This is a genomic window from Rahnella aquatilis CIP 78.65 = ATCC 33071, from assembly GCF_000241955.1.
GTDB classification, from domain to species: Bacteria; Pseudomonadota; Gammaproteobacteria; order Enterobacterales; family Enterobacteriaceae; genus Rahnella; species Rahnella aquatilis.
Genome location: NC_016818.1, coordinates 2,521,029 through 2,535,343 on the forward strand (window position 1 = coordinate 2,521,029; position 14,315 = coordinate 2,535,343).

Annotated in this window: 13 protein-coding genes; 7 read left to right on the top strand and 6 right to left on the bottom strand. The window is 54.6% G+C overall.

The features are described 5' to 3' along the window. Positions 1-5: 5 nt before the first annotated feature. The 7 genes from RAHAQ2_RS11450 (at position 6) to dauA (ending at position 8,617) form a co-directional block, all read left to right on the top strand. Positions 6-1,601 (top strand): ABC transporter substrate-binding protein, encoded by a 1,596-nt coding sequence (locus RAHAQ2_RS11450; protein WP_015697385.1) that lies wholly within the window; start codon positions 6-8, stop codon positions 1,599-1,601. After that, on the top strand, positions 1,598-2,611 hold the full coding sequence (locus RAHAQ2_RS11455) for an ABC transporter permease (RefSeq protein WP_013575571.1): 1,014 nt from the start codon (positions 1,598-1,600) through the stop codon (positions 2,609-2,611). The genes RAHAQ2_RS11450 and RAHAQ2_RS11455 overlap by 4 nt, the downstream gene beginning before the upstream one ends. Then, positions 2,608-3,534, top strand: coding sequence for an ABC transporter permease (locus tag RAHAQ2_RS11460; RefSeq protein ID WP_015697386.1), 927 nt, complete (start codon positions 2,608-2,610; stop codon positions 3,532-3,534). The genes RAHAQ2_RS11455 and RAHAQ2_RS11460 overlap by 4 nt, the downstream gene beginning before the upstream one ends. After that, positions 3,534-4,364, top strand: coding sequence for an ABC transporter ATP-binding protein (locus RAHAQ2_RS11465; RefSeq protein ID WP_015697387.1), 831 nt, complete (start codon positions 3,534-3,536; stop codon positions 4,362-4,364). The genes RAHAQ2_RS11460 and RAHAQ2_RS11465 overlap by 1 nt, the downstream gene beginning before the upstream one ends. After that, entirely contained in the window at positions 4,361-5,134 is a 774-nt protein-coding gene (locus tag RAHAQ2_RS11470) for an ABC transporter ATP-binding protein (protein WP_015697388.1), read from the top strand. Before RAHAQ2_RS11465 ends, RAHAQ2_RS11470 begins: the two co-directional genes overlap by 4 nt. Positions 5,135-5,217: 83 nt before the next feature. Continuing rightward, the gene (locus RAHAQ2_RS11475; protein ID WP_015697389.1) at positions 5,218-6,777 is read left to right on the top strand and encodes a serine hydrolase domain-containing protein; all 1,560 of its coding nucleotides are present in this window, start codon (positions 5,218-5,220) and stop codon (positions 6,775-6,777) included. 172 nt (positions 6,778-6,949) lie between these two features. Beyond that, complete coding sequence (gene dauA / locus RAHAQ2_RS11480; protein WP_015697390.1) at positions 6,950-8,617, top strand: C4-dicarboxylic acid transporter DauA; 1,668 nt, start codon at positions 6,950-6,952, stop codon at positions 8,615-8,617. 63 nt (positions 8,618-8,680) lie between these two features. Here dauA and kdsA read toward each other — a convergent pair whose 3' ends face one another. The 6 genes from kdsA to hemA form a co-directional block, all read right to left on the bottom strand. Continuing rightward, positions 8,681-9,535, bottom strand: a complete 855-nt coding sequence (gene kdsA, locus RAHAQ2_RS11485; RefSeq protein WP_015697391.1) for a 3-deoxy-8-phosphooctulonate synthase — start codon at positions 9,533-9,535, stop codon at positions 8,681-8,683. Positions 9,536-9,630: 95 nt separating this feature from the next. Next, complete coding sequence (gene sirB1 / locus RAHAQ2_RS11490; protein ID WP_015697392.1) at positions 9,631-10,440, bottom strand: invasion regulator SirB1; 810 nt, start codon at positions 10,438-10,440, stop codon at positions 9,631-9,633. Between the two features lie 2 nt (positions 10,441-10,442). Continuing rightward, complete coding sequence (locus RAHAQ2_RS11495; RefSeq protein WP_015697393.1) at positions 10,443-10,832, bottom strand: SirB2 family protein; 390 nt, start codon at positions 10,830-10,832, stop codon at positions 10,443-10,445. Positions 10,833-10,878: 46 nt separating this feature from the next. Then, a complete protein-coding gene (prmC, locus tag RAHAQ2_RS11500) occupies positions 10,879-11,721 on the bottom strand; it encodes a peptide chain release factor N(5)-glutamine methyltransferase (protein ID WP_015697394.1) in 843 nt (280 codons plus the stop codon). Further along, positions 11,721-12,803 carry a peptide chain release factor 1 gene (prfA, locus tag RAHAQ2_RS11505; RefSeq protein ID WP_015697395.1) on the bottom strand — a complete coding sequence of 361 codons (1,083 nt, stop codon included), beginning with the start codon at positions 12,801-12,803 and terminating at the stop codon, positions 11,721-11,723. The genes prmC and prfA overlap by 1 nt, the downstream gene beginning before the upstream one ends. A gap of 32 nt (positions 12,804-12,835) precedes the next feature. Then, a complete protein-coding gene (gene hemA, locus RAHAQ2_RS11510) occupies positions 12,836-14,098 on the bottom strand; it encodes a glutamyl-tRNA reductase (RefSeq protein ID WP_015697396.1) in 1,263 nt (420 codons plus the stop codon). Positions 14,099-14,315: the final 217 nt, after the last annotated feature.

A 14,315-nucleotide genomic window follows, 5' to 3' on the forward strand; every position in this document is an offset into this window, starting at 1 on the left:
TAGTTATGGTTACCAGGCGTCAATTTGTTACCGGTTTTTCCGCAATACCTGTGCTGTCGTATCTGAAGTTTGATGCCGTCTTTGCTGCCACCCCGGCATCGATACTGGTCATGGCCATTCAGCTCGACATTGTTACCAGCCTTGATCCGCATGAAAGCTTCGAATCCGTGGGCAGTGAAATTACCGGCAATATGTATCAGCAACTGGTGAAACCTAAACTGGCGTCCCCTGATGAAATCGAGGGTGATCTGGCTGTTTCATGGACCGCTTCTGATGACAAAAAAACCTTTACCTTCACACTGGATCCGAAAGCCAAATGGGCCGATGGCAAACCGGTCACCGCAGAAGATGCCGCTTTCTCCCTGCAACGTGTGGTCAAACTCGATAAGAGCCCGGCCTATATCATTAACCAGTTTGGTTACACCAAAGATAACGTCGACAGCCTGATCACCGCCCCTGACGCCGAAACGCTGGTGATTAAAACCGCTGAACCGGCATCTGAATCCTTCCTGCTCTATTGCCTGACCGCCAACGTCGGCAGCATCGTGCAAAAATCTGCCTGTCTTGCGAATCAGGTCGGAGATGATCTGGGTAACGCATGGCTGAAGAAAAACAGTGCCGGTTCGGGGGCGTTCAAACTGCGCGACTGGAAAGTCAGTGAATCTGTGATTCTGGAAAGCAACAAAAACAACCCGCATGCAGGCAAGATCCAGCGCATCATTATGCGCCACATCATCGACCCTTCCGCGCAGTTGCTGATGCTGCAAAAAGGCGATGTGGATATCGCCCGTAACCTGACCACCGAACAGTTACGTCCGCTGATTAACGACAAAAACTTCACGCTGGTACAAAAAGGCATCGCCGGTACCTTTATGCTGTCTGCCAATACCGCACATCCGAATCTGGCTAAACCGCAGGTCTGGCAGGCGATCAAATGGGCCATCGATTACGAGAACATCCAGCAGCATATCGTGCCGCTGACCCACAAAATCCATCAGAGCTTCCTGCCGGAAGGTTTCCCGGCGGCAGTGAATACCATCATGTACAAACGTGATGTGGCTAAAGCCAAAGCGCTGCTGGCCGAAGCCGGTTTCCCTGACGGTTTTGAAATTACATTAGATCACTACTCCGCCTCACCCTCTTCTGACATCGTGCAGGCATTGCAGTCAAACCTCGCGGAAGTCGGGATTAAAGTCACGCTGCTGGCGGCGGAAAGCCGTCAGGTCCTGACTAAAATGCGTGCGCGTCAGCAACAACTGGCGATGACCCAATGGGGCGCGGACTACTTTGACCCTAACTCTAACGCCGAAGCCTTCTGCAGCAATCCGGATAACACCGACAAAGCCAAGAGCCGCACACTGGCATGGCGCTGCAGTTGGCAGGATAAAGAAATTTCAGATCTCAGCACCAAAGCGCTGAAAGAATCGGATCCGGCCACCCGCATCAAACTGTATGAACAATTGCAGACCAGACATATGGAAAACAGCCCGTTTGCCATCATGCTGCAACCGACCATGACCGCCGCCTGCCGCAGCGTGATTTCCGGTGTGGTATTAACTGTAATGAGCACCAGCCCCTACGAGAAGGTTGTTAAAGCGTGAGCAAGAGACTCAAAGGTTTTCTGAGTACCTGCATCAGCGTTTGTCTTACTTTGTTTGGTCTGTCGGTAGTGACTTTTTTTATTGGTCGCGTAATGCCGACGGACCCGGTTCTGGCTGCGGTTGGCGATAACGCCCCGCAGGCAGTCGTCGAACGGGTTCGTCATGAAATGGGGCTGGATCAGCCCCTCTGGTTGCAGTTTTTCCATTATCTCAGTCAGGTATTCCACGGTGATTTAGGGCGTTCGGCCCTGACCTCCAATCTGGTCACTACGGACATCGCCCGGTTTTTCCCGGCAACCCTGGAACTGGCCACGGCGGCCATAATTATTGCGGCCATTGTCGGCATTCCGCTGGGCGTCTGGGCCGCTACCCGTCAGGGAAGCTGGATTGATCAGACTATCCGCGTGGTCTGTCTGGCCGGTCACTCGCTGCCGGTGTTTGTACTGGCCCTGCTCAGCCTGCTGATTTTCTACTCCGCTCTGGGTATTGCGCCGGGGCCGGGACGTCAGGACATCATCTATCAGGATATGATCCCGCAGGTGACCGGTTTACTGACGGTCGATTCCCTGCTGGCCGGTGACATGGGCGCATTTTGGGATGCCCTCGCCCATATGGTGCAGCCGGTGCTGATCCTCGCGTATTTCAGCATGGCCTATATCACCCGCATGACCCGTACTTTTATGCTCAACGCACTGGGCGGAGAATACGTGATCACCGCCCGCGCCAAGGGGCTTTCGGCTCAGCGTGTGATCTGGAAACATGCGTTCCCGACCGTCGGCGTACAGCTAATCACCGTGCTGGCACTGACGTACGCGGGTTTGCTCGAAGGCGCCGTGGTCACAGAAAACGTCTTCTCCTGGCCGGGTCTCGGACAATATCTCACCGTGTCGCTGATGAACGCAGATATGAACCCGGTGATCGGCTCAACGCTGCTGATTGGCGCGATTTATGTGCTGCTCAACCTGCTGGCTGACCTTCTCTACCGACTATTGGATCCCCGCGTAAAATGAGCACTCTTCCTGTCACACCTCAACCCCGCGCAGGCAGCCGTGCCTGGCTGCTGGCTGATACGCCACAGACCCGTACGCAAGCCGTCTGGGGGCGTCGTTACCGTATCTGGCTTGGCCTGCGCAAAAATCCGCTGGCGGTAACCGGCCTGTTTACCGTGCTGATTGTGTTGCTGATTTCCCTCTGCGCGCCATGGCTGACCAGTTATGACCCGGGCACACAGGATCTGGCGCACCGGCTGGCGAAACCGTCCTCCCTGCACTGGCTGGGTACCGATGAACTGGGCCGCGACACCCTGAGCCGTATTCTTTACGGTGGCCGGATCACGCTCGGCATGGTGATCATCGTCGTGGCGATTGTTGCCCCGCTTGGCTTGCTGATTGGCTGCGTAGCGGGTTATGCCGGTGGTTTGCTCGATCGCATTCTGATGCGCATCACCGACATCTTCCTGGCCTTCCCGCGCCTGATTCTGGCACTGGCCTTTGTTGCTGCGCTGAAACCCGGTATCGAGAGCGCCATTCTGGCCATTGCCCTCACCGCCTGGCCGCCGTATGCCCGGCTGGCGCGCGCAGAAACCATGCAGGTGCGCGGCACCGATTATATTGCTGCCTGCCGTCTGACCGGAGCAACGCCTGCCCGCATCGTGCTGCGCCATGTCATGCCGCTGTGTGTGCCGAGCCTGGTCGTGCGTATCACGCTCGACATGAGTTCGATCATTATCACCGCCGCGAGTCTGGGCTTTTTAGGCATGGGCGCTCAACCGCCATCGCCGGAATGGGGCGCGATGATTGCCACTGCCCGCCGGTTCCTGTTCAGCGAATGGTGGGTACCCTTGATTCCGTCCATGGCCATTTTTATCACCTCACTGGCGTTTAACTTCCTCGGCGACGGGCTGCGCGACGTTCTCGATCCTAAGGAGCAATGATGCTGGTTGACATCAAAGATCTGCATATTACGTTTCAGACCAACAGCGGCAGTTTCGATGCCGTTCGTGGCGTATCGCTGTCATTGGGCAAGGAGAAATTTGGGATCGTAGGCGAAAGTGGTTCAGGTAAATCTCTGACAGCACGTTGTCTGATGAACCTTCTGCCCTCCGGCGCCCGATGCCGCGCCGAAACGCTGTCTTTCGACGGTATCGATCTGCGCAATGCCAGCGAAAAGCAAATGCGTCAGATCCGCGGCAAACGCGTGGGTTTCATTTTACAGGATCCGAAGTACTCGCTGAATCCGGTGATGCCGATCGGTAAACAGGTCGCCGAAGCCTGGCAAACACACAAAGGCGGCTCGAAAAAACAGGCCATGAACGCGGCGATTGAATTGCTGGATCAGGTGCGTATCCGTGAGCCGCATAAAGTGGCGGGACGTTATGCACACGAGGTTTCCGGTGGCATGGGCCAGCGCGTGATGATTGCCATGATGCTGGCACCGGATCCGGAACTGATGATTGCCGATGAACCGACCAGCGCCCTGGATGCCACCGTGCAGGCTGAGATTTTGCGCCTGCTTGATGACCTTGTATCCAGCCGTGGTATGGGGCTGATTCTGATCAGCCACGATTTACCACTGGTATCGAAATTCTGCGACCGCGTGGCCGTCATGTACGCCGGGCGTATCGTCGAAACCTTGCGGGCCGGTGATTTACTCAAAGCTCAACATCCTTACACGCGCGGGCTGCTGGAATGTCTGCCGTCGCTGAAACATCCGCGGGACAGACTGCCGGTGCTGGTGCGTGACGAAGCCTGGAAAACCTCATGACAGTAGAATCTTCTCCTTTAGATAACAGCAAAATCATCCTCCATAACCTGCGCATCGCGTTCGGCGATACCGAAGTGGTGAAAGGCGTGAGCTTCAGTGTCGCGCCCGGTGAATGTTTCGGCATTGTGGGAGAAAGCGGCTCAGGCAAATCCACTATTTTGCGTGCGCTGGCCGGGCTGAATCAGTCCTGGTCCGGCGAGATGGTAATAGGTGGCGAAGACCAGATGCCGGTACGCCAGAAACGCTTTTTCCGCCGCGTACAGATGGTATTTCAGGATCCCTACGGCTCGCTGCATCCGCGCCAGACCATTGATCGCATTCTCAGCGAACCGCTGATCGTGCACGGCTTTCTGAATATCGAAAAACGCATTACTGATGCGCTGGCCGAAGTCGGCCTGCCGCAGACGGTGCGTTTCCGCTTTCCGCATCAGCTTTCCGGGGGACAACGCCAGCGGGTTGCTATCGCGCGGGCAATGATTTCAGAACCGGAAATTTTACTGCTCGATGAACCGACCTCGGCGCTGGATGTCTCGGTGCAGGCGGAGATCCTCAACCTGCTGAGCGACCTGCGTGAGCGCCGTAAACTGACTTATATTCTGGTCAGTCACAATCTGGCCGTGGTAACGCATCTTTGCACCAGCATTGGCGTGATGATTGGTGGTGAAATGGTCGAACTTCTGAGCGCAGGCGATTTAAGGATGGGCAACGTCAGCCATCCGCACACAGCAGAGCTACGATCGTTAAGTCTCAGTTTAGAGGAGCCCGAATAACCGTTACTGCACGGCGCATATTGGGGTTTCACGGGCGGCGCAGGCGGCCCACTTTTTCACTGAAAGACAGTCAGGAGACGTTAATGACATCCACCGCACAGTCTGCATTACAGTGGCAGGCGGCTGAAGATACAGCAAAACGCATTACCCAAAACTGGGATAAACCCGGCGAGCCGGGCGGCGCAATCACCCTTTTCGACAGTAAAACCCTCCGCGGTTTCGCCACCGGCGGCCTGGCAAATCTCAGCACCTCAACACCTTTCAGCATGGATTCCGTTGTCCGCTATGCCTCCGTCACGAAACATATTTTCGCCACACTGGCATTGCTGAAAAGTGATGCCGGTCTTTCGGTGAGTGACACCCTTGGCCAGCATTTACCGCAACTGAAAGCGCCGATGTCACAGGTCACTATCGGGCAGGCGCTGGACATGACCGGCGGTCTGCCCGACGTGCGGGAGACCCTCTCGCTGCTGGGTATTTCGGTTTACAACGTCAGCGAAGCCGGTGCCATTATGCAATTCCTGGCGCAGGACGGCGCGCTGAACTTCCCGGCGGGGACTGAGATTTCCTACAGCAATACCGGCTACCGGCTGGTGGAAGAGATCCTCAGACAAAAAGGCATATTGTTTGAGGATCTGCTGCAAAATCATATCGCTCAGCCGCTGGATATCGCCTTCCATGCACCGGAAACCTGGTTCGATATTGTGCCGGATTTGGTACCCGGTTACTGGCAGGATGCGACAGGCTGGAAAACAGCCGTTGCCGGTTTGCATTTGTCGGCGTCCGGCAGCCTGACCGGCAGCATACGTTCGCTTTCCGTCTGGCTGCAAAGCCTGCTTGCACAAACCGGACCCGGCGCTGGCGTACTGAAAACGCTGACCGCACAACGATATCTGCAGGGCGACATTCCTTCCGCTTACGGGCTGGGCACCACCTCGACGCAAATCGGTGAACATACGGTTTACGGCCACGGCGGGTCCCACGCCGGTTATAAAACCTATTTCCTGCTCCATCCTGCGCGCGATGCAGGCATTGCACTGGTCTCCAACCGCGAAGACACCACGGCGTTTACCCACGCGCTGGAAGTCATGTCGTCACTGTTAGCTACGCCGCTGCCTGTCCGAAGCCATGCGCTGCCGGATGGCGTATACGCCAGCACCGCCGAGCCATACTGGCTAAAAGTCAGCAACGGCACGGCCAGTTATCTCGGTTCCGCCGATAACCTGTATCAGGGCGCAGACGCCGGTGAAGCCATTACACTTTCCGCGCATATGCCGATGCGCCTGCGCTGGAACGGCACCGCCATTCAGGGCGAAATCGGCCATGCATCGCGTTATTTCACCCCTGTAGAACCTAACGATTGTCTGAAAATGGTTCAGGGCCGCTGGTATCATCCTCAGTCGAAAGCCGCCTTTGATATTGAGGGCGATCAGTTTCGCATGGGTGTCGGCACGCTGCGCACCAGCGGCCAGTTAACGTCGCTGGGTGCGGGGCGTTTGCTGGTGGAGCTCCCTGACGGTCCGTGGAAGAAAAACTTCTGTCTCTACTTCCAGGGCTACACGGTAAAACTCATCTCCAACCGTAGCCGTGTATTGAATTTCCGCCGTGATGAGTGTCGCAGCACCTGGCACCCGGGAACATAACTTCTGTACAATCGTCCTGCAGAACGCCCCCGGAGCACGTCTGGTGGCGTTTTTTTCATGCCAAGCTTGATTTATGTCTGCGCGATGCAGGCCTGAAAGGCGTAGGCTACTCTTTTTCCGGTGAAGGAGTACCGGGTTCATATCCATTCTTCTGTCAGGTGATTTACATCCTATGAATACTTCAGGAAGACGCCATATCAGGCCTTTCAGCGCACTGATAGACGCCTGTTTTCGTGAAAAATATACGCTTCAACGTTTACTCAAAGATGCCATTGCTGGCGTCACCGTGGGGATCATCGCCATCCCGCTGGCGATGGCGCTGGCGATTGGCAGCGGTGTACCGCCGCAATACGGACTGTATACGTCTGCCATTGCCGGGATTGTCATCGCTGTTTTCGGTGGATCGCGCTTCAGTGTTTCCGGACCAACGGCGGCGTTTGTTGTTATCCTCTATCCCGTCTCGCAACAGTTCGGCTTGTCCGGTTTGTTACTGGCTACGCTGATGTCCGGTTTTATGCTCCTCCTCATGGGGCTGGCGCGTTTTGGCCGGCTGATTGAATACATACCGCTGCCTGTTACGCTCGGCTTTACGTCCGGTATTGCCATCACCATCGGCACGATGCAGTTCAAAGATTTCTTTGGTCTGACGATGGCGACGGTGCCGGAACATTATCTGAGTAAAGTGGCGGCACTGGTCATGGCGCTGCCAACGCTGGATATCGGCGATGCGGCGATAGGGATTGTAACGCTCGGTATATTAATCCTCTGGCCAAAACTGGGATTGCGTGTGCCCGGTCACCTTCCGGCTCTGCTGGCGGGTTGCGCGGTGATGGCGATTTTCATGCAGGCAGGACACCCAGTCGCCACCATAGGTTCACGCTTTCATTTTCTGCTGCCTGACGGCTCGCAGGGTAACGGCATTCCGCCAATTCTGCCGCAGTTCACCCTGCCCTGGGCGCAAAACGGCGGTGAAGGTCTGAGCTGGACGCTTGTTCAGGCGCTGTTACCGGCGGCGTTCTCGATGGCGATGCTGGGCGCGATTGAATCCCTGTTGTGCGCTGTCGTTCTGGACGGCATGACCGGCAAAAAACACCATTCTGACAATGAACTGATCGGCCAGGGTATCGGCAACATGATCAGCCCTTTCTTTGGCGGTATCACCGCGACAGCAGCGATCGCGCGTTCTGCGGCTAATGTTCGTGCCGGTGCAACATCTCCGGTTTCTGCCATTATTCACTCGCTGCTGGTGATCCTCGCCCTGCTTATTCTCGCGCCACTGCTTTCATGGCTGCCGCTGGCGGCGATGGCGGCCCTGTTGCTGATGGTGGCGTGGAATATGAGCGAAGCGCATAAAGTGGTGGATTTACTGCGCCGCGCACCGAAAGACGACATTCTGGTGATGCTGACCTGCATGAGCCTGACGGTGCTGTTCGACATGGTGATTGCGATTACCGCGGGTATTGTGATGGCATCGCTGCTGTTTATGCGCCGTATCGCCAAACTCACCCGTCTGACAGAAGTGCTGGCCGAGACTCCCGAAGATACACTGGTGCTGCGTATCAATGGCCCGCTGTTCTTTGCTGCGGCGGAACGTATTTTCAGTGAATTGCAGATGCGCAGCGCAGGCAAGAAAGTGATCATTCTGGTGTGGGATCGCGTGGCCGTGCTCGATGCCGGTGGCGTCAGTGCATTACGCAGCTTCATCAATAACTTGCCGCAGGGTACGGAACTGCGCATCGCTGAGATCCCTTTCCAGCCGCTGAAAACGCTGGCCCGCGCCAGAATGCAGCCGGTGGAGGGCAAACTGAGTTTCCACAGTTCTTTGCATGACGCGTTATAAACACATGATATATAAGAAAAAGGCGACCCGGAGGTCGCCTTGATTTTATCTGAATACGTCCGGTTATTTGCTGGTGTCAAGCGCCGGGAAGCTTTTCACCAGATCGTCGATGGCTTTCATCTGAACCAGGAAAGGCTCCAGTTTATCCAGCGGCAGCGCTGAGGGGCCGTCACATTTCGCGTGAGCCGGATCTTCATGGGCCTCGATAAACAGACCGGCGATGCCGACTGCCATACCCGCGCGCGCCAGTTCAGCGACCTGAGCACGACGACCACCCGAAGCGGCGCCAAACGGATCACGGGTTTGCAACGCGTGAGTCACGTCAAAGATCACCGGATGACCGCCAGTAGCGTTGATCATCACATTCATGCCCAGCATGTCGACAACCAGGTTGTCATAACCGAAGTTGCTGCCGCGATCACACAAAATCACCTGATCGTTGCCACCTTCTTTGAATTTGTCGACGATGTTGCCCATCTGACCAGGGCTGACGAACTGGGGTTTTTTCACGTTAATCACCGCGCCGGTTTTCGCCATGGCTTCAACCAGATCGGTCTGACGCGCCAGGAAGGCAGGTAACTGAATGACATCAACCACTTCAGATACAGGCTGCGCCTGCCAGGATTCATGCACATCGGTGATGATTTTCACGCCGAATGCTTTTTTCAGCTCCTGGAAAATTTTCATACCTTCATCCAGACCCGGACCACGGTAGGAATGAATAGATGAGCGGTTGGCTTTATCGAAAGACGCCTTGAACACGTAAGGAATGCCGAGTTTCTGCGTTACAGTCACGTAATGCTCACACACCCGCATCGCCATATCGCGCGATTCCAGTACATTCATCCCGCCGAACAATACAAACGGCAGATCGTTGGCGACGTTGATGTCCTGAATGCTAACCACTTTATGTTTCATGCTTTGGCCTTTTTAGTGATAAATCTTTCACCCAAAAATAAGATAACTTATTGTTATTCCATAAATTTCCGGATGTGACGTAAGGTAAGTATAATTTAATGCAACGTGACTTGCTTGTGCTCAATTGAATGGATCTGCACTTTAATCACTTCTGAAATCGGGTCTTCCGGGCACTGCTCAACAAAGTAGTTGAGATCAGAAATCGCCACATGATCGCATTCCAGCTGGGCATAAATCAGCCCGCGGTCGCGGATTTCATACGGATCTTCCGGGTCGAACTGCAATACCGTTTCACTGGCACGCAGGGCCAGTTCAAACTGTTTTTCTTCCATCAGCGCCGCTTTCAGCGTATCGAGCATTTTACGGACGATCAGCGTGTTTTCCGCTTCTTCCAGATCGTCATCTTCTATTTCCGCCAGCACGCCCAGATTGCCTTTCAGCCATACGCTGAGCATATGTTCGTTGAGCGTATCGCCGTTGATCGGATTCAGCAGCCACATTTCTTCGTCGAGCCAGTCTGCACGTAAGATAAGCTGAGTGGGGAAAATCACCGGCATCAGCGGCAAACTCAGTTCATGCGCGATATGCAGAAAAATCACCCCCAATGAAACCGGTGTGCCCTGACGCGAGGCCAGCACTTTGTCGATCCAGATAGCATCAGACAGACGATAAACGCCGCCAGCGCCACCAAAACCCCAGGTGCGGTAAAACAATTCAATCAACACTTCGAGCTGCTGATCCTGATCAAGCTCTTCAGGAACGACGCGGCGAGCTTCGTCGACCAGAGCCTGTAACTGGTGGCGAACGTCGTCCGCATTGAAATCGAAACGCACGGCTTCCGTTACTTTGATCACGCCGGTACTGAGCCGGGCGGTGTTAAATTCAAAATCAGCAAGGGTACTCATAGTTATCCCATTAGCAGCGGTATTTTCGTCAGCGCCAGTTTAAGAATCAGATACAGGCAAGCGAGCGCCAGAATAAAGGCCAGCCAGCGGGTGTTCTGACTGACTGGTCGCTTGCTCAGGGCTACAAAACCCAGCGCGATATAGATAATAACGCCAAAAATCTTTTCGGTCAGCCAGGTTCCCTGAGGGCTGAACGGATAAAAGTGTGTGATGAAGATAAGCGAAATACCACTTAATAACAGTAAAGTATCCACAATATGGGGAACCGTCTTCACCCAGCGTTTCTGCATCATAGCAGAACCCGCCCATTTCCAAAAAAATCGTAAAACAAACAACGCAATACTCAGGGTTATAGTGACCAGATGCAGATTCTTGATCCAGACATATGCCATTGCCCGTTTCCTTTGAAATTTAAGCGTTTACGAATTGATTTTCTTATCATCCCGCTAACGGATTCCACTGCCCGAGGCTGACGCGATCGTTATCGCCATAATCTTTTACCGTCGCGATCTGCTGATAACCGGCATCGCGCAATAACGCCTGAACGTCGGCCGCCTGCTGCCAGCCATGTTCGAGCAGTAACCAGCCGCCTTTGTGAAGATACGCGGGTGCAGCCTGAATAATATGCGCCAGATCAGCCAGACCGGTATTTTCTGCCACCAGCGCGCTGGCGGGCTCAAAACGCACATCGCCCTGCGCCAGATGCGGATCGGCCGCATCGATGTATGGCGGATTACTGGCTATCAGCGCAAAACGTTCACCGGCTACCGGTGAAAACCAACTGCCCGGCAAAAAATGCGCATTCAGGATATTGAGTTTTTGCGCGTTGTGTTGCGCAAGTATGACGGCATCAGGTTGCAGATCGACACCGGTGACTTTGCAGTCCGGGCGTTCACTGGCCAGCGCCAGTGCAATCGCGCCGGTTCCTGTGCCGAGATCCAATATGCTGACGGGTACAGAAGGCAGACGGGCCAGCGCCTGTTCCACCAGGCATTCGGTATCAGGACGGGGAATTAATGTCGCAGGAGATACTGACAGTGGCAGCGACCAGAATTCTCGCTCGCCGGTCAGATAGGCAACTGGTTCGCCCTGCTCACGTCGCGCAAGCAGAATTTCCAGTTGTTGAAGTTGTTCGGCTGTCAGCGGCGTTTCGCCAAAAGCCATAATAAAAGTTCTTGCCCGGCCGGTCACAAAGCCGAGCAAAATTTCAGCATCCCGCTTCGGGCTTTCACCCCCGGCAAGACGGCGGGCAGCATCACGCAGCCAGGACTGAAAATCCATCAGTCCTGCTCAGATAATGCGGCGAGTTGATCGGCCTGATATTCCTGCACGATCGGCTGGATCAGACTGTCCAGTTTGCCTTCCATCACTTCATCCAGACGGTAAATTGTCAGATTGATACGGTGATCGGTGACACGCCCCTGAGGGAAGTTATAGGTACGGTTACGGTCTGAACGGTCGCCGCTGCCGAGCAGATTGCGGCGCGTCGAAGCCTCTTCAGCCTGACGTTTAGCCACTTCGGCCGCCCGGATACGCGCGCCCAGCACGGACATCGCTTTGGCTTTGTTTTTGTGCTGTGAACGTTCGTCCTGACATTCCACCACAATACCCGTTGGAATGTGGGTAATACGGATCGCGGAATCGGTGGTGTTAACGTGCTGACCGCCAGCGCCGGATGAGCGGAAAGTATCAATACGCAAATCACCGGCGTTGATCTCCGGCAGTTCGGCCTCTGGGATTTCCGGCATGACCGCAACGGTACAGGCCGACGTATGAATGCGTCCCTGAGATTCCGTTTCCGGCACGCGCTGGACCCGGTGACCGCCTGACTCAAATTTGAACTGGCCGTAGACGCCATCACCACTGATTTTGGCGATCACTTCCTTATAGCCACCGTGCTCGCCTTCGCTGGCGCTCACAATTTCCACACGCCAGCGACGCGCTTCGGCGTAACGGCTGTACATACGGAATAAATCCCCGGCAAAAATAGCCGCTTCATCACCGCCGGTTCCGGCACGAATTTCCAGAAAACAGCCGCGTTCATCATCGGGATCTTTTGGTAATAACAGAAGCTGTAATTTTTGTTCGAGTTCTTCAATAGCCGTTTTGCAGTCTTTGATTTCATCCTGCGCCATTTCGCGCATCTCAGGATCGTCGAGCATCATTTCAGCGGTTTCTAAATCATCCTGCGCCTGACGCCAGGCAAGGAAACATTCGGAGACAGACGTTAACTGAGAATACTCGCGGGAAAGACTGCGGAATTTATCCTGATCGGCGATGATGCTGGCATCGCCAAGCATCGCCTGCACTTCTTCATGGCGCTCTTGTAACGCTTCCAGTTTGGCAACAATAGAAGGCTTCATGCGTGGTGTATAACCCTGTGAGAAAAGGAGAACTATTGCTGACCCAGCCCGAGGCTGTCGCGTAAAATTTGCAAACGCTCCACGTCACCCTCGCTGGCTGCCTGTTGCAGTGAACGGGTTGGCGCGTGAATAAGACGGTTTGTCAATTTGTGGGCTAATTCATGGATCACCGCTTCGACGTCAGCGCCCTGTGCAATGGCGGCAAGAGCTTTTGCTTGTGCGTCGGCGCGAATAATATCAGCACGCGAGCGATAATCACGAATAATTTCAACGGCTCCCTGCGAACGCAGCCAGGCCATAAAGTTGGAGCTCTCCTGCTCAACGATGGTTTCCGCCTGAACAGCCGCGGCTTTACGTTGTGCAAGATTGTTTTGAATGATGCCGTGCAGATCGTCGACGCTGTACAGATAGGCGTTAGCCAGCTTGCCCACTTCCGGTTCGATATCACGCGGAACGGCAATATCCACCATCAGCATCGGCTGATTACGGCGGGCTTTTAACGCGCGTTCCACCATGCCTTTACCGATAATCGGCAGCGGACTGGCGGTAGAACTGATGATAATGTCCGCTTCGGCCAGACGGGAATCGATATCCTGCAGGCTGATCACTTCCGCGTTCACTTCTGTCGCCAGCGCCTGTGCACGTTCACGGGTGCGGTTGGCAATCATCATATGGCGGACATTATGCTGATGCAGATGACGCGCCACCAGTTCGATGGTTTCACCCGCACCGACCAGCAACACAGTTAAATCAGAAAGGGATTCAAAAATCTGGCGTGCCAGCGTACAGGCCGCAAACGCAACAGAAACGGCACTGGCCCCGATATCGGTTTCAGTACGTACGCGCTTGGCCACGGAGAAGGATTTCTGGAAAAGACGCTCCAGTTCGCCCGACACTGCCCGCCCGTTTTGCGATTCCGCGAAAGCCTTTTTGACCTGACCGAGAATTTGCGGCTCACCCAATACCAGTGAATCCAGACCGCTGGCGACGCGCATCAGGTGGCTGACGGCTTCATTATCATGATGCCAGTACAGGCTTTTGCGAACTTCATCTTCACTCAGATGATGATAATCACATAACCACTTCACCAGCTGTTCCTGCAGGTTTTCCTGCTGCTCAACACTCAGATACAGCTCAGTGCGGTTGCAGGTAGACAACACGACACCGCCCTGCACCAGCGGTTGCTGGAGCAGACTGGAGAGCGCCTGATCGAGGGTCTCGGGTGAAAATGTTACCCGTTCACGCAGAGACACCGGGGCGGTTTTGTGATTGATACCTAATGCAAGCAGGGTCATATGGGGAGCGATTTTCGACTTATACTTTATAATAGTATGGGTTTACGTCTGCTGCGCATTCTACAAGATGCGCGAGATCAATAAAAGGCGAACAGCACCTTCGGTTAAATCCTTTTACACATCAGCATTGTCCCAAAACCTTTCAATCGCCGATCATCTGCACAGGGTTGAGATTACCCGTCGCGCGGGCTGTGCTAAACTGACGCACGCCACATTT